The sequence below is a fragment of the Aquirufa lenticrescens genome, assembly GCF_019916085.1.
Lineage (GTDB): Bacteria > Bacteroidota > Bacteroidia > Cytophagales > Spirosomataceae > Aquirufa > Aquirufa lenticrescens.
The window spans coordinates 526,720-548,274 of record NZ_CP049834.1; the positions used below are offsets into that span (position 1 = coordinate 526,720).

Here is a 21,555-nt window from a genome sequence, read left to right on the forward strand (position 1 = left end):
TCAATTATGCTTTTCATACTCGTGGGCCTATCTTTACTAAGCTACCTGTTGGGATCTATCCCGACAGCGATTTGGTATGGCGATCGTTACCATGGTATCGATATTCGCCAGCATGGAAGCGGTAACGCAGGGGCCACTAACACGTTTCGCGTATTAGGAAAAAAAGCGGGCTCCATTGTTTTATTTGTGGATGCTTTAAAGGGCTTTGCAGCAGCGAGTTTAGCGACTGTCTTGTATACGTTTGGATTAGTGGATTGGGAATCGTGCGTAAGCTTGAAGATACTATTTGGTTTCTTGGCCATTATTGGTCATTTATTACCTGTTTTCTGTGATTTCAAAGGAGGAAAAGGGGTCGCAACTACATTAGGAATGGTTATTGCCTTGCATCCGCAAGCGGCCTTCGCTAGTAGTCTGGTCTTTTTGCTCGTTTTCGCGATTTCACATTATGTTTCATTAGGTTCGATGGTAACCTCTTTAGTCTTTCCTTTATTGCTTCAATTGGGGGTGTTTGGGAAAGAATTACCCATTTTGATTTATTTCGGATTTATCATTTCCTTTTTAGTGATCTTTACGCACCGTAAAAATATCGGTCGAATCATTTCAGGAACCGAAAATCGGATGTATCTTATTCCTCGAAAAGGACGTTTATAGCCTTTCTATCTTCATTTATTATGCAATCAACACACGAATTTATTGCCGCTCACAAGGATCGGTTTTTAGCGGAGCTTTTGGACTTATTACGTATTCCTTCGATTTCGGCGGATCCAGCTTATGCAGGAGATGTACGCAAGGCGGCGGAATGGGTTGCTAACAATTTGCGCGCTGCTGGAGCAGACCACGTTCGATTAGAAGAAACACCAGGTTATCCAATTGTATATGGAGAGAAAATGGTGGATCCGTCTGCGCCTACTGTTCTAGTCTATGGTCATTATGATGTGCAGCCAGCAGATCCGTTGGACCTTTGGGATAATCCTCCTTTTGAACCGGTCATTAAAGAGGAGGTCATTTACGCACGTGGTGCTTGTGATGATAAAGGACAGGTTTTTATGCATTTAAAAGCATTTGAAGCGATGCTAGCCTCCGGTAATTTGACTTGTAATGTGAAATTCATGATCGAGGGAGAGGAAGAAGTGGGCTCCGATAATTTAGGCAATTTTGTTGCGGCGAATAAAGAGCTGCTGAAAGCAGATGTCATTTTGATCTCTGATACCGCTATTATTGCGAATGATATTCCGTCTATCGACGTGGGATTACGTGGATTGAGCTATATGGAAGTAGAAGTTCAAGGCCCTAACCGGGATTTACACTCCGGTGTGTATGGCGGTGCAGTGGCGAATCCGATTAATATTTTATGCCAAATGATTTCCTCGATGCACGATGAATTCAATCATATCACTATCCCTGGATTCTATGATGGAGTAATGGAAGTGAGTGCAGCGGATAGAGCAGCAATGGCACAGACACCTTTTGATTTAGAAGCTTACCAAAAAGATTTAGGCATCGACACCGTTTATGGGGAGAAAGGGTTCACGACAATTGAACGTGCCTCGATTCGCCCAACGCTAGATGTCAACGGAATTTGGGGAGGATATACAGGAGAGGGAGCAAAGACGGTATTGCCTTCAAAGGCGTATGCTAAAATCTCGATGCGCCTGGTGCCTAATCAATCTTCGGCTGAAATTACGCGTCTATTTACGGAACACTTTAAAGCGATTGCGCCTAAAGGAGTGAAGGTAAAAGTGACTGCTCACCACGGTGGAGAGGGTTATTTGATGCCTACTGACAGCATTGCTTTCCAAGCAGCCTCAGAGGCAATGACGACCACTTTTGGGAAAGAACCCGTGCCTACAAGAGGTGGCGGTAGTATTCCGATTGTAGCCTTGTTCGAGAAAGAATTAGGGATTAAGTCGATTTTGATGGGCTTTGGTCTAGATTCTGATGCGATTCATTCTCCTAATGAGCATTATGGTCTATTTAATTTTTACAAAGGGATAGAGACGATTCCTCATTTCTTTAAAAACTTCGCGTCATTATCGAAATAATATGTCTGAAAATTTAAGTGCTTTAGCAACAGAATCTAGCTCTACGTATGATAATCTGGAGCAACAAACGGTAGATACGATCTTGCGTCAAATTAACGCAGAGGATAAAACGGTTCCTGTGGCCGTCGAAAAAGTTATTCCAGCGATCGAAGCTTTAGTGCACGAAATCGTTAAGCGAATGAAGCAAGGTGGTCGTCTATTTTATATCGGTGCCGGAACATCAGGTCGATTAGGTGTGGTCGATGCGTCTGAATGCCCACCCACCTATGGTGTACCACACGACTGGGTTATCGGATTAATCGCAGGTGGCGATTCAGCCATTCGCAAGGCAGTAGAGAATGCGGAAGATGATGAGAAACAGGCTTGGCTGGATATGGAAGCTTATGGTATCGACGAACTAGATACGGTGGTAGGTATAGCCGCTTCGGGTAGAACGCCTTACGTAATCGGTGGTTTGCGCGTTGCAAATGCCCGTGGAATCCTAACAGGTTGTATTGTTTGCAACGCCGGGAGTGCAGTGGCTGCTGAAGCTAAATACCCTATCGAAGTGGTAGTGGGTCCTGAGTACGTCACAGGAAGCACCCGAATGAAATCTGGAACGGCCCAAAAACTCGTTTTAAACATGCTGTCGACCGCCGTTATGATCCAATTAGGTCGCGTGAGAGGGAACAAAATGGTGGATATGCAGTTAAGTAATCACAAGTTAGTCTTACGTGCCATTCGCATGGTTCGCGAGGCAACTGGGGTAAGCGATGAGGTGGCAGCAGAACTTTTAGAAAAACACGGTAGCGTACGAAATGCAGTAGATGCAATTCAAGCAAAATAAATTGGGATAATAACGCTTTAATCCCTTAATTTGTAACATAATTAATCAAATACCTCGTATGAAAAACATATCTAAACTTATTTTAACGTTCGTCTTCGGAACGATGGCTTTTGGCTTTCAAGCAAAAGCAGAAGATTTTCCTGCAGATATCAAGCCTTTAATGACTAAATATACTTGCTTCGCTTGTCATAAAGTAGACGCTCGTTTAGTGGGTCCAGCTTACAAAGATGTAGCTAAGAAGAAATATTCAGTGGATAAAATTGTTGCTTTAATCGCAAAGCCACAGCCGTCTAACTGGCCAGGTTACCCTCCAATGGCGCCTATGACTAATGTGCCTAAAGAAGATGCGGTTAAATTAGCGAAGTATATCAACTCGTTGAAATAATTGATCTAACAGCATAAAAAAAGCCCTCAGTCTGATTGAGGGCTTTTTTTTGTTTTATAAGGCTTTGAGCATCCAGATGTCACATCCATCATGACCACTATTTCCCAAAGGATGATCAAGAGGCGCGAATCCTACTTTTTCATAAATGGAAACGGCCTTTTTTAATTCAGGCATTGATTCTAAGTAGACATGCGAATAGCCGTTTGCCTTTGCCCAGCTCATCGATTGCTCCATCAGTTGTTTACCTAATCCGGTTCCTCTTGCTTCTTTAGCTACATAGAGCTTTACAAGTTCGCAGGTTCCATTTGGCAAATTTTCTGTGGGAAAGATTCCGCAACCGCCTATGACTTTTTCGTCATGCGTGGCTACGAAATAAAACGACCCGGGTGTTTGGAATAATTCGTACAAGGCATCCGTGGTCGGATCAAAATAGACCGTACCCGGCTTATTCGCCCCAAATTCCGCCAATGCTGTACGAATTACCTTCGCCAGTGCTTCATTGTCTCTGGATTCAATGGGCCGAATTTCCATGCGGGTTATTTTGCGGCTTTCTTCGCAGCTGGCTTTTTCTCTGCTTTTTCAGCTGGAGCTTTTTCAGCCTTAGGAGCTTTCTCTGCTTTCGCAGCTGCCGGGAATAATTCCGGTGTATTAGCTACCAAAATCAAATACCAACTTAAGATTTTTTTAATGTCTGACGCGAATACGCGGTCTGTATCGTAGTTAGGAACTACAGTTGCTAAGGTGCTAAATAATTCAGCGTCACTTGCTTTTTTTGCTTCGATAGGTAAAACGCCATTGAATTTAGCGTGAATTTGTAAAAACAAATCAGCTAATGGTAAAGTGCTATCTTGGTGATCATCTAAATACAACGAGATGTCTTTTAACACGGAAATGCGTGTTTGGCCACCTACGACTGATTTTTGTTTTGCAGCGTCCAAAGTCTCTACAATCACACCTGTGCGCGTAGGTTTTAACACTTTGTACAATCCACTTTTTCCCGAGATATGGGCAACTTCATTCAATAAATCCATGTTTTTTCGCTTGTTATGGGGGCAAAATTAGTACTATTTCCCTATTCTGTAAGGGGATGTTTGAATTAATTCATCGATAGACTTCAAAATATCTTCGCGACCTACGTGTTTTTCAGCCGAGGTAATAAACAAAGGAGGTAATTCATCCCACATTTCTAGAAGGAAGTTTTTATACACCTCAACACTTTCATTTACCTGTTTTTGGGATAACTTATCCGCTTTTGTAAATACAATATAAAAGGGAATTTCATCCTCTACCATCCGGCTCATAAATTCAATATCCACCGCCTGCGGCTTCAAACGAATGTCCACTAACACAAACAAACAGGTCAAATTCTCTCGGTGGATTAAATAATCAAAGATCATTTTCTCGAATTCCTTACGTTTTTCCTTGCTGACTTTGGCAAAACCATAACCGGGTAAATCCACTAAATACCACTTCTCGTCAATAATGAAGTGATTAATTAACTGCGTTTTTCCGGGAGTTTGGGATGTTTTCGCTAAGCCTTTATGAAAGGTCAACGAATTAATCAGAGACGATTTTCCCACATTCGAACGGCCAATAAAGGCAAATTCAGGAAATCTTGCTGGAGGACAATTCTTAAAGTCGGTGTTACTGGTAACGAATTTAGCGTTAATCTGAGCCATAGGGCGGGTGTTAATGAAGGACAAAGGTAAGGAAAATAGTGGGCAGTAAACAGTAATCAGTAGTCAGTATCCAGTAATCAGTAGTCGGTAAACAGTAATCTGGGTTAAATTGTGAGGGAGATAGAAAGTTTATATAGCATTTTTCCTATTTCGTCAATTTGATAATAATAGTCTTTCATTTCTACATTAGATAAATAGCCTAATCGATTTCCCAAAATCAACATTGATTTAACTTCACTCGAAGAGCCTTTAGCAAAATATAAAAATCGATTAAAATCTTTATTAGAATTTCTTTCAAAACCCTCAGCGATATTGTTTGAAATTGAAATGGACGCCCTTTTTATTTGATTTGTGAATCCGAAATCAGGATGTCTATCAAAGTTTTTATAAAGCTGAACGGCTATCTCTATTGATTTTTGCCAAACAATTAATTCTTCAAATTTTCTAACTTTCATAAATTTAGTGATTAAAGGATCCTCAATAAACCCAAATGGAGTAGAACTATAAACTAGTCAGCTGATAATTATAAATTTTTATCATCTTACCGATTACTGATAACTAGCTACTGTATACTGACTACTGGATACTGACTACTGAATACTGTCTACCCTTGCCTGTACCCGCATTTTGCCTTACCTTTGTACGCTTATGGAAAAACTACAAAACGATCTACTTCTTCGTGCCGCGCAGGGTTTACCTGTGGAGCGAATCCCGGTTTGGGTGATGCGTCAGGCGGGGAGGATTTTACCAGAATATAGAGCGGTGCGCGCGAAAGCGGGTTCATTTATTGGTCTAGCCACGCATCCAGAAATGGCGGCGGAGGTGACAATTCAGCCGGTGACGCGTTTTGGAGTGGATGCGGCGATTATCTTTTCGGATATTTTAGTGGTACCGGAGGCGATGGGTTTGCCGTATGTGATGGAGGAGCAGAAGGGTCCAGTTTTTCCGGAGGTGATCCGTTCGAAGGCGGATTTAGCGAAGATTCGGGAGGCGAATCCGGAAGAGGATTTGAAGTATGTGTTAGATGCGATTAAGATCGTGAAGAAGGAGTTGGCTGGCAAGGTGCCTTTAATTGGTTTTGCCGGTGCGCCTTTCACGATTTTCTGTTATATGGTGGAGGGGAAAGGGTCGAAGACGTTTTCTCAGGCCAAAAAGATGTTATATGCCGATCCTGAACTAGCGCATGCTTTGTTGCAAAAGATTACGGATTCTACGATTTCGTATTTGAAGGCACAGGTAGCGGCTGGGGCTAATTTAGTTCAGATTTTTGATTCGTGGGCGGGAATTTTGTCGCCTGCCCAGTATTCGGTGTTTTCAACTCCTTATTTAAAGCAGATTTGTGATGCGGTGACTGAGGTTCCGGTGACGCTTTTTGCCAAAGGGGCTTTCTTCGCTCGCGAGGAAATGGCCGCCCTTAATTGTGCGACGATTGGTTTGGACTGGAATATGGATATCGCGGAATCGCGTCGATTAGTGGGGCCTAACAAAACATTGCAAGGAAATTTAGATCCTTGTGCTTTGTATGGTGACTTCAAGACGGTGGAAGCAGAGACTAAAAAGATGATTGATCAATTTGGGACGCAGCGTTATATTGCGAACCTAGGTCATGGGGTTTATCCTGACATTGATCCAGACAAGGTACAGTGTTTTGTGGATACGATTCAGAATTATAAAGCATAAAAAAAAGCCTCGCGATGAACGAGGCTTTTTTTATGAAAATTCGAAAAACTTATTTCGCCGAATAGTTAGGCGCTTCTTTCGAAATGCTCACATCGTGTGGGTGACTTTCTTTCACACCGGCTGAAGTGATTTTGACGAATTTCGCTTGTTGCATGGCTTCGATGGAGGAAGCTCCGCAGTAGCCCATTCCGGCTTTTAATCCGCCTACCATTTGGTATAAAATCTCTGTTACTGAACCTTTGAACGGTACGCGACCTACGATTCCTTCCGGAACTAATTTCTTGATATCGTCTTCTGCGTCTTGGAAGTAACGGTCTTTCGATCCGTCTTCCATAGCCTCTAAAGAGCCCATTCCGCGGTATGATTTGAATTTACGTCCTTCCAAAATGATCATCTCACCTGGTGCTTCGTCCGTCCCTGCTAAAAGAGAGCCGATCATGACGGTGCTAGCGCCTCCCGCAATGGCTTTGGCCACATCACCTGAATAGCGAATACCTCCGTCAGCAATGACTGGGACATCATACTTTTGTAAAGCTTTGGCCGCTTCATACACCGCTGTCAATTGTGGCATACCCACACCCGCAATGATACGCGTCGTGCAAATACTTCCAGGACCTACGCCCACTTTCACGGCATCCGCTCCCGCTTCCGCTAAAGCAACTGCTGCTTCGCCTGTGGCAATGTTACCGACGATAACGTCCAACGTAGGGAATGCTTTCTTCACTGATTTCAAGGCATCGATCACCCCTTTCGAGTGACCGTGCGCTGTATCAATACTGATAACGTCGACGCCCACTTGCACTAAGGCTTGAACGCGGTCTAATAAATCAGGCGTTACGCCTACCGCTGCACCTACGCGAAGACGGCCTAGTGAATCTTTAGATGCCAACGGGTGAGACTTGCGCTTCAAAATATCTTTATAAGTAATCAAACCGATCAGTTTGCCATTCTTGTCGATGATTGGTAATTTTTCGATTTTGTATTCTTGCAAAATGCTTTCGGCCTCTTCCATGCTGATTCCTTCTTTGGCCGTAATCAAATTATCCTTCGTCATGATCTCTCTCACGGGACGTGCAGTTTGCTTTTGGAAACGTAAATCACGGTTCGTCAAAATGCCTACTAGTTTTCCGTCATTGTCGATCACCGGGATGCCGCCAATCTTGAATTCCTTCATGATGCGTTGTGCATCTCCTAAAGTAGAGTTGTCTTTCAAGGTTACCGGATCAATGATCATTCCTGATTCAGAACGCTTTACCTTCCGAACTTGTGCCGCTTGCTGCGCAATCGTCATGTTCTTGTGGATGATCCCGATGCCACCTTCTTGAGCTAAAGCGATCGCTAAATCAGCTTCCGTAACGGTGTCCATCGCCGCAGAAACAATAGGAATATTTAACCAAATGTTGCGCGTAAGGCGAGAGGAAGTACTTACTTCACGGGGTAAAACCTCGGAATAAGCAGGAAGCAAAAGTACGTCATCGTACGTTAAGGCTTCGAAAAGAAATTTAGTGGAATCAAGCATAGCAAATAATTTGTACCGGGTGTTGAATGAGTGCCCTTATTTGCAGGACAAAATTACACGAAATTTCTGAAATAATTCAATCCTTTTCTGAAATTTTCTCCCAGATTTAGATTTTTAGCTGTAAATTGCGGCTTGAATTTTTAAGCCTTCGTAATGAACTATCAACCTCAGGATTTCCTTCCTATTTTTGTTCAGCTAGCAGCTGCTTTGGCATTTATCGTCGCTACGATGTTAGCCACTCACGCATTGGGTCCTAAAAGACACTCTAAAAAGAAAGATGATGCTTTCGAATGCGGGATTGAATCCATCGGAGATGCACGTACCCCTATCTCAGTTAAGTATTTTTTAGTAGCCATTCTTTTTGTGCTATTTGATATAGAAATCGTCTTTATGTATCCTTGGGCGGTTAATTTCAAACAATTGTCTTGGAACGGTTTCTATGAAATGCTCGTATTCATGGGCTTACTATTAGTAGGCTTCTTGTACGTATTGAAAAAAGGAATTTTAAAGTGGGAAAAATAAACATATTGGTCTTGCCAAAGTTTATATATTCAACAGATAATTAAGATATGAGTAATTCAACAGTTCAAGTGGCTGAAGCGCCTCCAGGAGTAGAGGGAGCGGGTTTTTTCGCTACGTCTTTAGATAGTTTAGTAGGTTTAGCTCGTGCTAATTCACTTTGGCCCTTACCATTCGCTACTTCCTGCTGCGGTATTGAGTTTATGTCTACGATGGCATCCCATTATGATATCGGTCGTTTTGGTGCAGAACGTTTAAGTTTCTCTGCCCGTCAAGCAGACGTTTTGATGGTGATGGGAACCATCTCTAAGAAGATGGCACCGGTTGTAAAACAGGTATATCTCCAAATGGCTGAGCCACGTTGGGTTTTATCAGTAGGGGCTTGTGCGTGTTCTGGAGGTATTTTTGATACGTATTCTGTTCTACAAGGAATTGACCGTATTATCCCAGTGGACGTATATGTACCAGGTTGCCCGCCACGTCCGGAGCAAATTTTGGATGGCTTTATGCAGATTCAAGAATTAGCGAAAAATGAAACTACGCGTAGAAGAAATGAACCAGAATACAAGGCTTTATTAGCTTCTTACGGAATCGAATAAGTATGAACGATCAGATAATCGAAGCGCTTCAGGCGCAGTTTGGCGAAGAAGGTGTTTATGGAATAGGCGAGTCACACGGCATTTTGCAGGTGACTACGGCGGTAGAAAATATCGTTCCCATGATTCACTTCTTGTATGCACACCCGGTATTTAAGTTTCAATTTTTGACGGATTTAGCTGGAATTCATTTTCCAGACGCGAAAGGGCAAGAGTTGGGAGTGATTTACCACTTACATTCTTTGGAAAACAACGTACGGCTTTGGATTAAGGCTTATGCGCCTATCGAAGCGCCTACTTTCCCTACGATCACTGGCCTTTTTGCTACAGCAAACTGGATGGAGCGCGAGGCGTTTGATTTTTATGGTATCATCTTCGAAGGTCACCCTAATTTGACCCGTATCCTGAATATGGACGAGATGGATTACCACCCGATGCGTAAAGAATATCCGTTAGAGGATGCGACGCGTCACGATAAGATTGATGAATTGTTTGGACGATAATATATAGACATGTCTGAAATAGCTTTAGTAAACAGCCCTAATGTAGGATTAGATAAAACACAAAAAGGGGGACCTTATGTGAATGAATTATCTACGTTAAACTTAGGTCCTACGCACCCAGCGACGCACGGTATCTTCCAAAACATCTTAACGATGGACGGAGAAACCATCGTAGACGCGGAGCAAACGGTAGGTTATATCCACCGGGCCTTTGAGAAAATCGCAGAACGTCGTCCTTTCTATCAAATCACGACTTTAACAGACCGCATGAACTATTGTTCAGCTCCTATTAACAATATGGGCTGGCACATGACGGTAGAGAAATTGTTAGGCATCGAAGTTCCGAAGCGCGCGCAATACATGCGTGTGATCATGATGGAGCTAGCACGTTTAACAGACCACATTGTTTGTAATTCGATCTTAGCGGTAGATACCGGAGCCTTAACGGGTTTCTTATATGTATACCAATGGAGAGAGTTTATCTACGAGATTTATGAGGAGATGTGCGGTGCACGTTTGACGACGAATATGGGTCGTTTTGGCGGTATGGAGCGTGATTTCACGCCGGTAGCGATCGAAAAAATCCAAAAATTATTAAAAGAACTACCAGCGGCTTTGAAGGAATTCGAAGGCATGGTGATGCGTAACCGTATCTTCATGGATCGTACTCAAAACGTGGGTGGGATTTCAGCTGAGCGTGCCTTAAACTACGGATTTACAGGTCCTAACTTACGTGCTGCAGGTGTCGATTATGATGTACGTGCCATGAACCCGTATTCTTCGTACGAAGATTTCGAATTCGATGTGCCAGTAGGCACAAAAGGCGATACATACGATCGTTTCTTAGTTAGGGAAGAGGAGATGTGGCAAAGTTTGCGCATCATCCAACAAGCGATGGATAACCTTCCAGAAGGAGCTTACCACGCGGATGCGCCCCACTATTATTTACCGAAAAAACAAGACGTCTACCACAACATGGAGGCCTTGATCTACCACTTCAAAATTGTGATGGGGGAGATCGATGCACCGGTAGGTGAGGTTTATCACTCAGTAGAAGGCGGAAACGGGGAATTAGGTTTCCATTTAGTTTCTGACGGAGGTCGTACTCCTTATCGTTTGAAATTCCGTCGTCCCGGATTTATATATTACCAGGCTTTCCCAGAGATGATCAAGGGAACCACCCTTTCAGATGCGATCGTAACGATGTCATCGATGAACGTAATTGCAGGAGAGTTAGATACATAAGACATGAGCAAGATTGTTTTCCCAGCAGAAACGCTGGAATTAGTGAAAAAAATTATCGCCCGCTATCCGGATGGAAAGCAAAAATCGGCCTTGTTGCCTATTCTTCACCTAGCGCAAGCGGAGTGGAAGTGGTGCTCGTCAGAGGTGATGGATTATGTAGCGTCCCTACTTTCCATTTCTCCTATTGAGGTGTACGAGGTAGCTTCTTTCTACACCATGTTCCACTTGGAGCCGGTAGGAGAGCATGTGATTGAGTATTGCCGTACGGGCCCTTGTTGCTTAATGGGTGGCGTAGAGGTATATGATCACTTGAAGAAACGGTTGAAAATCAATACCGGCGAAACGACGAAGGATGGCAAGTTTACCATCAAAGAAGTGGAATGTTTAGCCGCTTGCGGTTGGGGTCCTGTATTCCAAATCCGCGAAAAATACTACATGCACTTAACGAAAGAAAAAGTGGATGAAATTATAGATGAACTGAGCAAATAAGGCCTAGGATGAAGATATTAACCGAACATATAGACGTACCTAACATCGACACGATAGACGTGTTTATGAAGCATGGGGGGTATTCAGCGGTCCAAAAAGCGTTAAAGAAAATGACTCCAGATGAAGTCACTGAAGAAGTGAAAAAGTCTGGTTTACGTGGCCGTGGAGGCGCTGGTTTCCCGGTAGGAATGAAGTGGTCATTTTTGGCTAAGCCAGAGGGTGTGCCTCGTTATTTAGTGTGTAACGCAGACGAATCAGAGCCTGGTACGTTCAAGGATCACTATTTGATGTGGAAATCCCCACATACCTTAATCGAAGGAATGATTGTTTCTTCGTTTGCTTTAGGAGCAAACACCTCGTACATCTATGTGCGTGGGGAATTGATGTATGTGATCAATATTCTAGAAAAAGCCATTCAAGAAGCATACGATAAAGGATTATTAGGAAAGAATATTTTAGGTTCTGGATATGATTTAGACCTATTTGTTCAACCGGGTGGTGGAGCTTATATCTGTGGTGAAGAAACCGCTTTATTAGAATCTTTAGAAGGTAAAAGAGGGAATCCTCGTAATAAGCCACCTTTTCCAGCAGTGAAAGGTTTGTGGCAATGTCCTACGGTGGTGAATAACGTAGAATCTATCGCAGCTACTTCGTGGATCGTGAATAACGGTGGCGATGCCTATGCGGCGATTGGAGTAGGACGTAGTACAGGGACAAAATTAATCTCTGCTTCTGGTCACATCAAAAAACCAGGTGTTTACGAGATCCCATTAGGAATTACTGTCGAAGATTTCATCTATTCCGATGAATGGTGCGGCGGTATTCGCGAAGGACATAAATTAAAAGCAGTTGTAGCCGGTGGTTCGTCTGTGCCTATCTTACCAGCCGAGTTAATCTTAACGACAGCGGCCGGGGAGAAGCGTTTGATGACTTATGAATCTTTATCGGATGGTGGTTTTGCTACGGGTACGATGTTAGGTTCAGGAGGTTTTGTGGTCATGGATGAGACAGCTTGTATCGTTCACAACACCTTAACGTTTGCGAAGTTCTACCACCACGAGTCATGTGGACAATGTTCCCCATGCCGTGAAGGAACGGGATGGATGGACAAGGTATTAAACCGCATCGAGCACGGCCAAGGCCGCAAAGAAGACATCGATTTGTTAGTCGATGTAGCGAAGAAAATTGAAGGAAATACGATTTGTCCATTAGGGGATGCGGCGTCTTGGCCAGTGGCTGCGGCGATTCGCCATTTCCGCGATGAGTTCGAGTGGCATATTGAACACCCAGAATTAGCGACAAAACCAGGCGCGGTATTTATGCGCAAGGGGGCTAGTTGGACAAAATAATTTGGCAGAAATTAACGAATATGAAAGTTACGATAGATAATATCACCCTTGAGGTAGAACCAGGAACCACCATCATGCAGGCAGCTCGCATGATCGGGCCTGAGGTTGCTCCGCCAGCTATGTGCTATTATGAGCCTTTGAAGGGTTCAGGTGGAAAATGCCGTGCTTGTTTAGTGAAGGTGACAGCGGGTTCTGAAAAAGATCCTCGTCCGATGCCTAAATTAGTTCCAGCCTGCATTACAGCCGTTCAAGACGGGATGATCGTGGAAAATACGGTGAATGAAGACGTGTTAGAAACACGCAAGGGCATCGTGGAATTCTTGTTATTAAATCACCCATTGGATTGCCCAGTATGTGACCAAGCGGGTGAATGTCACTTGCAGGACTTCTCGTTCGAGCATGGTGTTTCATCGACGCGTACAGTAGAAGAGCGTAATACATTCGAGCCGACGGATTTAGGTCCAAACATTCAGCTGAACATGAACCGTTGCATCTTGTGCTACCGTTGTGTGTATACAGCAGATCAAATTACAGATGGCCGTGTTCACGGGGTGATGCACCGCGGAGATCACGCGGAAATCAGTACTTATATCGAGAAAGCGATTGATAATGACTTCTCTGGTAACGTGATTGATGTGTGTCCGGTGGGCGCTTTGACAGATAAAACCTATCGTTTCAAGAGCCGTGTATGGTTCTCGAAGCCAGTAGATGCGCATTGCGAGTGTGAGAAATGCTCGGGTAAAGCAACAATTTGGTACAAGGGGGACGAGGTTATTCGCGTGACGGGTCGCAAGAACATGTGGGGCGAAGTAACGGATTTCATTTGTAATGGCTGTCGTTTTGACAAGAAAAAGACGGCTGATTGGGTGATCGAAGGGCCGACGAACGTGTCTCGTCATTCGGTGATCTCAGCGAATAAATATGGTGCGAATTTGATTAAGCCAGCGTTCCCAGTGTTACAGGCGGCGCGCGATTACAAGCAAATCAATGACGATCGTGACCGTAGTTTTTTAGGCATTCAACCTGCTTTACCTAAATCTAAAAAGAAATAGATGAACTTATTTGATTCAGTTTTTATTGCCAAAGCTTCCTTCATCGGGGTCATCTTCTTGATCACGTTAGGAGTTGCAGCTTATTCAACGTATTTCGAGCGTAAGATCGCGGCCTTTATGCAAGACCGTATTGGTCCGGATCGTGCGGGTCCTTTTGGGATTTTGCAACCTTTAGCGGATGCGGTGAAGATGTTCATGAAAGAAGATTTCATTCCGGCTAACTCAAACAAGTGGTTGTTCATCATGGGGCCTTGTTTGTCCATGTTGACAGCTTTGATGACTTCAGCGGTGGTTCCTTTTGGAGATACAATCACTATCGGTGATGTAACATTTGACTTACAAGGCATCGATGTGAACATCGGTATTTTATGGGTCTTCGGTATCGTGTCATTGGGTGTTTATGGCATCTTGATTGGTGGTTGGGCATCTAATAACAAATATTCGTTGTTAGGCGCGATTCGCGCTGCTTCCCAAAACATCTCTTACGAGCTAGCGATGGGACTTTCGATCATCGCGATTTTGATGATGACAGGATCTCTTTCAACGAAGGCAATTGTGGAGGCGCAACAAAACGGTCACTGGAATATTTTGTACCAACCGATGGGCTTTATTATCTTCTTGATTTGCGCCTTTGCGGAGTGTAACCGTACGCCTTTTGACTTACCAGAGTGTGAGACTGAATTAATCGGGGGATACCACACGGAATACTCTTCGATGAAATTAGGCTTCTATTTGTTCGCTGAATACATCAATATGTTTATTTCGGGAGCAGTGATGGCGACACTTTATTTTGGTGGATATGATTATCCAGGAGTGGATTTTGTGACGGCTCAATTAGGTGCTACGGCAGCGACATTAATCGGCGCAGGCGCCTTGATTGGAAAGGCTTTGGCCTTCGTATTCATCTTTATGTGGGTACGCTGGACTTTACCTCGTTTCCGCTACGATCAATTAATGGGCTTAGGCTGGTCAGGCTTAATTCCTTTAGCGATGTTTAATGTGGTAGTAACTGGATTAGGCGTTTTATTAGACCAACAGATTCTAGTAGGAATCGGTGGAGTGGTCGTTTTCATCGCGGGAATCGTGGTGTACGACCAATTATTTGTGAAGAAAAAATTAGCATAGCAATATGAAATTAAGTAACCGAACGAAGGTAGTCGAGCAAGGCGAAATGACTTTAGCGGAACGTATGTATCTTCCTGCCATTGTGGGAGGTATGGCGACGACGTTAAAGCACTTTTTCTCTAAACCGGTGACGATTCGTTACCCAGAGCAAACGCGTTATTTAGGACCGATTTACCGCGGTCACCACATCTTGAAGAAGGATGAGCAGGGTGCAGAACGTTGCACGGCTTGTGGTCTTTGTGCTGTGGCTTGTCCAGCAGAGGCCATTTCTATGGTCGCTGAAGAGCGCAAAAAGGGCGAAGAGAAATTGTACCGCGAAGAGAAGTATGCCAAAGTATACGAGATCAACATGCTTCGTTGCATTTTCTGTGGTCTTTGCGAGGAGGCTTGCCCGAAAGAGGCAATCTTCTTACGCCACGATCAAATGGTTCCTGTATTTAATAGCCGCGATGAGGTGATTTACGGGAAAGATAAATTAGTTGAAAAAATGGACCAACGCTACTTGCGTGAGGGCTGGAAATAAATTCTTATGGAGATTTCTAATATTTGGTATTTTCTTTCAGGTTTAACTTTACTAAGCGCCCTAATGGTCGTTTTAGCAAAGAACCCGATTCACTCGGTCTTGTACCTAGTGTTTACTTTCTTTTGCATCTCAGGTCACTACGTCCTGTTAAATGCCCAATTCTTGATGGCGGTGAACATCATCGTTTACGCTGGGGCCATCATGGTTTTATTCCTTTTCGTGATCATGATGTTTGATTTGCGCAAGAACCAACCAGAATCAAAATCGAATTTAACGAAGCTAGCTGGCTCAGTAGTGGCAGGCTCACTATTAGTGGTTTTAATCGCTTTAGTTCGTCAAAATAATTTCCAAACTCCTTTAGCGGAAGGATTTGTGTCTCAAACAGGTATGGTCGAAAACCTTGGTAAGGTCTTGTATTCTGAGTACTTATTGCCTTTTGAGCTTGTGTCTATCTTGTTCTTTGTGGCAATGGTGGGTGCGGTGTTGTTAGGTAAGAGGGAGGCAGGAGAGCGTAATTTTTAAACATTTTAAAAATTGTGCTGCGCAATAATTTTCAAAAATGTTTAAAAGTTTCGCTCTCTACCTAAAAAGAGATTAAAAAAGGGGATCAATTTGATCCCCTTTTTTTAATGAATTTAGTAGCGCATTTCATAAATGTATCCGCGGAGCGGATTCCAACTCTATGCTTTATTCTTTGTGCTTTATATCTATACTCTCTACTCTATTATCTCTACTCTATTTTCCGCGAACGCGTCGATAATCAAAAACTCCCACTTTAATACCCAAAGTTCCCGTAGCTCTCGACATATCACGTGTTTTTTCTTCCCCAAAAGCGAAACGGTAATTCGCACCACCGAATACTTTTACGTATTTGAATAGATTCACTTCAAGGTTAATGCCTGGTTGCACACCTAAAGCACGTGGGCCATTTCTGTATGGATCATTTCTACCCCAGTAGCCTCCATGTCCTGGCCCTGGTTGAGGCATCATGCTACTAGAATAGTTATAAATCATCGGATCTTCTAGCTGTATTCTACCAATCGCTAATGGGAAACTTAAATGAAATACTTTATTTGCCATGGGTGTTGCTTCTAAAGTAATGGCATTAAATCGTTGGCGTGGTTCTGGAGCCATTCCATTGCGATCATCTCTTCTATCCATTGAATTAAAAGAAGCAATACCTAGGGATAATTTGTTGTTCAAATGAACTTGAATTCCCATAGATCGTTCTGGGCCACCCTTGCCGAAAAGCATTTGAGATTGAAGTGATAATCCGACAGACGTCAGTTTATGCGGTTTGAAAAGCGTCTTCATGGAAGAAGATGATGAGTCCTTTCTTATTTTGATTAACGTTTCTTGGCCAAAAGCTTGACCAACGGAATGTAAGCCAATGAACAACAATAAAATTACGCGAATTGAATGTTTCATATTTTGTTATATTTTTTTACGAATGTACAAATTATAACGTTTCAATAAATTCAATTAGATACATAGGCTTAATAAGCAGATTAAAGGACTTATTCTATCGATGAAGGAAGGAGGAGGATTCCGCTTATTTGGCTAGATTTGTAAAAATCATTTTTGCTATGTGGCAGGTTATTAATTCTAGGAAAACGAAGCGCACCTTTCAGGTGTTGTTTAACCTGATTCTTTGGGGAATGTGGGTAGGTTTACCTTTATTAAGTCCAGTGCATCAAACCCACGAAGTGGCTCATCCGCACCCGCATGACAACCCGGAATTCTCAGAGCATATTTGGGTAGAGTTGATCACGGTGATGCCCTTGTTCTATGTGATCACGTTGTTATTGATTCCCTATGTATTTAAGAAGAAAGGGATTTGGGTATTTTTCGCTGTTTTGATTGTGACGAATGTGGCATTCTTTCTATTGCAAACGTTATTTCATCATACTTTTTTAGAATTTGAACATAAGCACGGCACAGCTCCTGAGATTTTAGGGGTGTTTCCGCTGATCATGGTGTCCGCTATAGCCTCTGCTTATGGCTTATTACTAGAGTTTTTGGAGCAAGATGCAAATAAGGAGGAACAGAAAAATGAGCAGTTGAAATCAGAGTTAGCCTTTTTGAGATCTCAGATTAGTCCGCATTTTATCTTTAATATTTTGAATAGTATTGTGTATTTGATACGAACCAAAGCCTCAGAAAAAGCAGAAGATGTAACGATGCGTTTGTCTTCTTTGATGCGTTATATGCTGTACGATTCAGATCAAACGATGGTTCCCTTAACAAATGAATTAGCGTATTTGGAGAATTATATCGATCTCCAAAAAATGCGCTTTGACGGAAATGTCGATTTTATTTTCCAAGTGAAAGGGAATGGAGCTGGTCATATGATCGAGCCCATGTTATTGATTCCCTTTGTGGAAAATGCGGTAAAACATGGAGTGGGTTTAGTTGATAAACCATTTATCTATGTGACCCTAGAGACCACAGAACATGGATTTCATTTTGTAGTAAAGAACAAAAAGGGCAAAGAGGAACAGGTATTTAAGGACCCTAGTTCTGGAATAGGATTGAAGAATGTGAAGCGTCGTTTGGAATTATTATACCCTAACAAGCATACCTTAACGATTGAGGAGGATGATGTAAATTTCTCCGTAGAACTAAACCTAACTTTGAAATAAGATGGTAAAAATGAACTGCATTGTCGTGGACGACGAAGTGATGGGCCGTAAATTACTGGAGGAAAATGTGAAGCAAATTCCTTTTTTGAATCTAGTGGGTTCTTGTTCGAATGCGTTCGAGGCGATGGAGGTGCTGAAAAAGGAGCAGGTTGATTTACTTTTCTTAGATATTCAAATGCCTGGCTTGTTAGGTACGTCGTTCTTGTCTTCTTTGGCTATAAAACCTCTCGTGATTTTTGTGACGGCCTATGCAAATTATGCAGTGGAGAGTTATAATCTCGATGCTGTAGATTACTTAATGAAGCCGGTTAGTTTAGATCGTTTCGTGTTGAGTGCGAATAAGGCGTATCATATTTTTGTGGGTAAAAATGTAGTAGAAAAGGAACCTTTAGCCGATTTCTTTTTCGTTAATGTGGAGTATTCGTTAGTTCGTATTTCAGTACCTACTGTAACTCATATAGAAGGATTAAAAGATTACGTAAAGATCTACGTGGAAGGAGAGAAATATCCCATTTTGACTAAGCAGACGATGAAAAGTGTCGAGGCCAAAGTCATGCCGCACGGTTTTATGCGGGTTCATAAATCATTTATTGTAAATCTTCAGAAGATCGAATCGATCAAGCAGCAGCGCATTAAAATAGGGAACTACGAAATTGCAGTGAGTGATTCACATGTAGGAGAATTAATGGAACGACTTAACGCAAGTAGGCTAAGTTAAGCTGTAACCCGATGTGAAAGTTTCTGCCTGGTGAAGGATTGTAAAAGCGACCACCAGCGGCGTTTAGATCTGGACCTGAGGAATAGTGCTCATCACCTAGATTATCTACGGCAGCCCAGAGTGTCCAGCGTTTTTTTGCATAACTTATTTTTGTATTCCAAAGGCGGTAGGAGCCCATTTGCTCCGTATTAGCATCATTTAAGAATTGGTAATCCACGAATTGGAAGTTTTGCATGATACTCAATCCGGAAGGATGTTTCCAAAGAAGCGTACTTGCTTGCTGATAGGGTGTTGTTCCAGTCAAGAAATTTCCATTGGCAAATCGGAAGTTTTGCCAAGTATGTGATTGTTCAAGAGTTAGCCTAGGAGTAATTAGCCAGGAGGCACTCAATTCCAAACCTTGCTGAGTTGTTGATCCTGCATTCGTGAAATAGTCTGATCCATCAATAGCTCTGCGAACAACAATGGTTTCGTCTAAGTTGAATTGATAAATGCTCAGATCCCAATTGAATTTCGCGTACTTTCCGCGATAAGTAAGCTCGTGGTTCCAGCCATTTTCAGCTTTCAAATCTCGATTAATTTCTCCGTATGATGGTCTTAATTCACTAATGCTGGGAGGAGAATAGCCATGTGCTACTTTGGCGACAATACTCTGATGCTTGCCTAGTTTGCGCAAAATAGCTAGGCGTGGCGAGAAGATGGCCTCATTACCTAGGTACTCCGTCCAATAACTACTTAAACTGCCGGAAAGGGTAAAAATCCAATTTGCTAAACCCGCATATTCATTTTGTAAGAAGAGGCTTCCTTGCTGGACATGCGTGTTTTGGGTGAGTGTCAAGTTCCCTTGAACCCCATAATAATTCCCGTAGGTGGAGCTATTCATCTGTCCATTTTGGTATTCAAATCCCAGATCGCTGTTGATTACTCCCTTTCTATGCAGTACCCCCCGTGTGGAATAATTAGGTTCATGTCGAATTTCATAGTTTCTGATAGTCGGATTTTCTACATCATTCACTTGTACAGCCTGGCTTAAATCCCAAGCCCATACGTTATTCAACACCTGTGAAGCCCGCGCATTTAAACCAAAACTTTTAATTTTAAACGTCGCCTCTTGTTGTTGCGCGCTTCTGAAAAGGCCTGCCGCAGGTCTTGCTTGCTTTGGATCAGCCAGGAATTGAGCCTTAGTTAAGCCTCCTGGGGTTTGATAAGCTAAATCTACATAATAGGCACTCAAGTCAACATTCAAATCATTCGTGAATCGGTGGTGGAATTCGTACGAAATCCATTGTTTTTTTACGGCAGATTGAGCACGATATCCCTCCTGTTGATTAAAGGAGGCAAAAAGTCGGTGATTTTCGGCAGATAAATCGATAGTCGTATTTAATCCGCCCAAGGAATGGTAAACCGTCTCAGTATTCAATGAATGACCCCGTGCCACACTTTCAAATAGTAAAGCTCCCCCCGTTCCCGCCCCATAAATTCCAGCAGCTGGTCCCTTAGTGACCGTTAAGGAAGAAAACAATGCGGGTTCTAATAATGAGATATAGGTGTTATTTCCGGCATCTGTGAAAGGTATCTGATTCCAGTAGACTTTGGTATTTCGAACGCCAAATGGTGCTCTAAGTGAGCTACCTCTTATGGCAATTCGGTAACTGCCTGGAGATCTTTCTTCCATCCGAATACCTGCCATTGAATTAAGCGTGGTTACAAATTGTGTTGAGCTGTAACGCTGAAGATCTGCACTGCGAACAAAGGCATCTGGGGTAGTAAGTGCACTGCGTTTTTGTTCAAATACATAGACCTTTACTTCCTCTAATACTTTAGTGGAATCCGTTTTTGCAAAAGCTGTATAGTAAAAAAGGAGGAGTAGTAATTTCTTCATCTTAGAAGAAATAAGTGAGTAAAGTAGAAGGAATTATGGCTTGCGATGCCTTAATTGACTTTGACTTGGGATTTTCTGCCCCACCTAAATTGAGTGTTTCTAGATTCAAAGTCCAGCCGAATTTACCTTTAACTACCTGAATTTTAGCCTTGAAATTTAAATGTTTATCAGACACTAAGGATTGAAATGGAACACCAACATATCGGCCATATAAGGTTACTTCCTCATATAAAGGTTCAAATACTTGAGCTTGAATTTGGAAGGTCGTTTTTCCTGGGATAACTAGTCCCATTCCTCCACTTATCCCGTGTAGAGAGTATTTTTCTTCCTCGATATATTCAGACCTTAGGGAGCTGATTTTTCTAGCTAATGATCGACTGTAAAAACTCAATAAGGGTGTTAGATGAACGTTTTTTTTGCGTTTATTCGTGTTCCACATCAATCCGGCTTCCGCTTCTCCACCTCGGTAGCTAGCCTGCAATACTTCGTTAGGTTGAATTGGTTGATTGAAATTGTTCATCGGAGGTTCAATGAACGTATAGGTTTGTCTATCGATCGCTGTTCCTGTGAGATTTCCCATCGTTTTTAAGGCGATGAATGTTTTGCGATTTTTTTCCGGGTTTTGGAAAGAGATTTCTGCGGCGAAATCCAAAGTCATTTGTTGTTCGTGCCACGAAATGAGGGAAGTTCCTACACCCGAATTAAATCGGAATTTTTGGCCAAAACTGACAAAGGTAATCGCTAGAAATAGGAGGATTATACGAAATCTCATAGAAACAAA

25 protein-coding genes are annotated in these 21,555 nt (G+C 42.6%); 17 read left to right on the forward strand and 8 right to left on the reverse strand.

Annotation, left to right across the window (positions count from 1 at the left end):
* Positions 1 to 6: 6 nt before the first annotated feature.
* Genes plsY through G9X62_RS02460 form a run of 4 tightly spaced genes read left to right on the forward strand, consistent with a single transcriptional unit; the run spans position 7 to position 3,253 of the window.
* Positions 7 to 651 (forward strand): glycerol-3-phosphate 1-O-acyltransferase PlsY, encoded by a 645-nt coding sequence (gene plsY, locus G9X62_RS02445; protein WP_223131228.1) that lies wholly within the window; start codon positions 7 to 9, stop codon positions 649 to 651.
* Positions 652 to 671: 20 nt separating this feature from the next.
* A complete protein-coding gene (locus G9X62_RS02450) occupies positions 672 to 2,042 on the forward strand; it encodes a dipeptidase (protein WP_223131229.1) in 1,371 nt (456 codons plus the stop codon).
* Between the two features lies 1 nt (position 2,043).
* Complete coding sequence (gene murQ, locus G9X62_RS02455) at positions 2,044 to 2,868, forward strand: N-acetylmuramic acid 6-phosphate etherase (RefSeq protein ID WP_223131230.1); 825 nt, start codon at positions 2,044 to 2,046, stop codon at positions 2,866 to 2,868.
* A gap of 58 nt (positions 2,869 to 2,926) precedes the next feature.
* Positions 2,927 to 3,253: a c-type cytochrome gene (locus G9X62_RS02460; RefSeq protein ID WP_315857627.1), complete on the forward strand. Its 327-nt coding sequence runs from the start codon at positions 2,927 to 2,929 to the stop codon at positions 3,251 to 3,253.
* A 54-nt stretch (positions 3,254 to 3,307) separates the two neighbouring features.
* Here the strand turns inward: G9X62_RS02460 and G9X62_RS02465 are convergent, their stop codons facing one another.
* From G9X62_RS02465 to G9X62_RS02480, 4 genes are all read right to left on the reverse strand, one after another.
* A complete protein-coding gene (locus G9X62_RS02465; RefSeq protein ID WP_223131231.1) occupies positions 3,308 to 3,784 on the reverse strand; it encodes a GNAT family N-acetyltransferase in 477 nt (158 codons plus the stop codon).
* Between the two features lie 5 nt (positions 3,785 to 3,789).
* Entirely contained in the window at positions 3,790 to 4,284 is a 495-nt protein-coding gene (locus G9X62_RS02470) for a DUF5606 family protein (protein ID WP_223131232.1), read from the reverse strand.
* A gap of 33 nt (positions 4,285 to 4,317) precedes the next feature.
* The gene (yihA, locus tag G9X62_RS02475) at positions 4,318 to 4,932 is read right to left on the reverse strand and encodes a ribosome biogenesis GTP-binding protein YihA/YsxC (protein WP_223131233.1); all 615 of its coding nucleotides are present in this window, start codon (positions 4,930 to 4,932) and stop codon (positions 4,318 to 4,320) included.
* A gap of 104 nt (positions 4,933 to 5,036) precedes the next feature.
* Positions 5,037 to 5,387, reverse strand: coding sequence for a four helix bundle protein (locus G9X62_RS02480; protein WP_223131234.1), 351 nt, complete (start codon positions 5,385 to 5,387; stop codon positions 5,037 to 5,039).
* Between the two features lie 193 nt (positions 5,388 to 5,580).
* On the opposite strand from G9X62_RS02480, the gene hemE reads away from it, so the two are divergent.
* Positions 5,581 to 6,612: a uroporphyrinogen decarboxylase gene (gene hemE / locus G9X62_RS02485; protein ID WP_223131235.1), complete on the forward strand. Its 1,032-nt coding sequence runs from the start codon at positions 5,581 to 5,583 to the stop codon at positions 6,610 to 6,612.
* Positions 6,613 to 6,661: 49 nt separating this feature from the next.
* Here the strand turns inward: hemE and guaB are convergent, their stop codons facing one another.
* Entirely contained in the window at positions 6,662 to 8,131 is a 1,470-nt protein-coding gene (gene guaB / locus G9X62_RS02490) for an IMP dehydrogenase (protein WP_223131236.1), read from the reverse strand.
* 153 nt (positions 8,132 to 8,284) lie between these two features.
* Here guaB and G9X62_RS02495 point away from each other — a divergent pair, with 153 nt between their 5' ends.
* From G9X62_RS02495 to G9X62_RS02540, 10 genes are read left to right on the forward strand one after another with little or no spacing between them, the layout of a single operon-like run.
* Complete coding sequence (locus G9X62_RS02495; protein ID WP_223131237.1) at positions 8,285 to 8,653, forward strand: NADH-quinone oxidoreductase subunit A; 369 nt, start codon at positions 8,285 to 8,287, stop codon at positions 8,651 to 8,653.
* Positions 8,654 to 8,700: 47 nt separating this feature from the next.
* Positions 8,701 to 9,249, forward strand: a complete 549-nt coding sequence (locus G9X62_RS02500) for an NADH-quinone oxidoreductase subunit B (RefSeq protein WP_130895043.1) — start codon at positions 8,701 to 8,703, stop codon at positions 9,247 to 9,249.
* A gap of 2 nt (positions 9,250 to 9,251) precedes the next feature.
* Positions 9,252 to 9,749: an NADH-quinone oxidoreductase subunit C gene (locus G9X62_RS02505; RefSeq protein WP_223131238.1), complete on the forward strand. Its 498-nt coding sequence runs from the start codon at positions 9,252 to 9,254 to the stop codon at positions 9,747 to 9,749.
* A gap of 9 nt (positions 9,750 to 9,758) precedes the next feature.
* Complete coding sequence (locus G9X62_RS02510) at positions 9,759 to 10,994, forward strand: NADH-quinone oxidoreductase subunit D (protein ID WP_223131239.1); 1,236 nt, start codon at positions 9,759 to 9,761, stop codon at positions 10,992 to 10,994.
* A 3-nt stretch (positions 10,995 to 10,997) separates the two neighbouring features.
* The gene (locus G9X62_RS02515) at positions 10,998 to 11,483 is read left to right on the forward strand and encodes an NADH-quinone oxidoreductase subunit NuoE family protein (protein ID WP_223131240.1); all 486 of its coding nucleotides are present in this window, start codon (positions 10,998 to 11,000) and stop codon (positions 11,481 to 11,483) included.
* Positions 11,484 to 11,491: 8 nt separating this feature from the next.
* Positions 11,492 to 12,832: an NADH-quinone oxidoreductase subunit NuoF gene (gene nuoF / locus G9X62_RS02520; protein WP_223131241.1), complete on the forward strand. Its 1,341-nt coding sequence runs from the start codon at positions 11,492 to 11,494 to the stop codon at positions 12,830 to 12,832.
* Positions 12,833 to 12,852: 20 nt separating this feature from the next.
* Positions 12,853 to 13,884 carry a 2Fe-2S iron-sulfur cluster-binding protein gene (locus G9X62_RS02525; RefSeq protein ID WP_223131242.1) on the forward strand — a complete coding sequence of 344 codons (1,032 nt, stop codon included), beginning with the start codon at positions 12,853 to 12,855 and terminating at the stop codon, positions 13,882 to 13,884.
* Positions 13,885 to 15,009, forward strand: coding sequence for an NADH-quinone oxidoreductase subunit NuoH (gene nuoH, locus G9X62_RS02530; protein ID WP_223131243.1), 1,125 nt, complete (start codon positions 13,885 to 13,887; stop codon positions 15,007 to 15,009). It begins immediately after the preceding gene.
* 4 nt (positions 15,010 to 15,013) lie between these two features.
* Positions 15,014 to 15,532, forward strand: a complete 519-nt coding sequence (locus G9X62_RS02535) for a NuoI/complex I 23 kDa subunit family protein (protein WP_130895050.1) — start codon at positions 15,014 to 15,016, stop codon at positions 15,530 to 15,532.
* Positions 15,533 to 15,538: 6 nt separating this feature from the next.
* Positions 15,539 to 16,054, forward strand: a complete 516-nt coding sequence (locus tag G9X62_RS02540; protein ID WP_223131244.1) for an NADH-quinone oxidoreductase subunit J family protein — start codon at positions 15,539 to 15,541, stop codon at positions 16,052 to 16,054.
* 213 nt (positions 16,055 to 16,267) lie between these two features.
* Here the strand turns inward: G9X62_RS02540 and G9X62_RS02545 are convergent, their stop codons facing one another.
* A complete protein-coding gene (locus G9X62_RS02545) occupies positions 16,268 to 16,960 on the reverse strand; it encodes a hypothetical protein (protein ID WP_223131245.1) in 693 nt (230 codons plus the stop codon).
* 158 nt (positions 16,961 to 17,118) lie between these two features.
* Here G9X62_RS02545 and G9X62_RS02550 point away from each other — a divergent pair, with 158 nt between their 5' ends.
* Positions 17,119 to 18,174 carry a sensor histidine kinase gene (locus G9X62_RS02550; RefSeq protein WP_223131246.1) on the forward strand — a complete coding sequence of 352 codons (1,056 nt, stop codon included), beginning with the start codon at positions 17,119 to 17,121 and terminating at the stop codon, positions 18,172 to 18,174.
* Between the two features lie 10 nt (positions 18,175 to 18,184).
* Positions 18,185 to 18,892 carry a LytR/AlgR family response regulator transcription factor gene (locus G9X62_RS02555; protein WP_261345537.1) on the forward strand — a complete coding sequence of 236 codons (708 nt, stop codon included), beginning with the start codon at positions 18,185 to 18,187 and terminating at the stop codon, positions 18,890 to 18,892.
* Here the strand turns inward: G9X62_RS02555 and G9X62_RS02560 are convergent.
* A complete protein-coding gene (locus G9X62_RS02560) occupies positions 18,870 to 20,774 on the reverse strand; it encodes a TonB-dependent receptor (RefSeq protein WP_223131248.1) in 1,905 nt (634 codons plus the stop codon). The genes G9X62_RS02555 and G9X62_RS02560 overlap by 23 nt on opposite strands.
* A 1-nt stretch (position 20,775) precedes the next feature.
* Entirely contained in the window at positions 20,776 to 21,546 is a 771-nt protein-coding gene (locus G9X62_RS02565; protein ID WP_223131249.1) for a hypothetical protein, read from the reverse strand.
* Between the last annotated feature and the right edge of the window lie 9 nt (positions 21,547 to 21,555).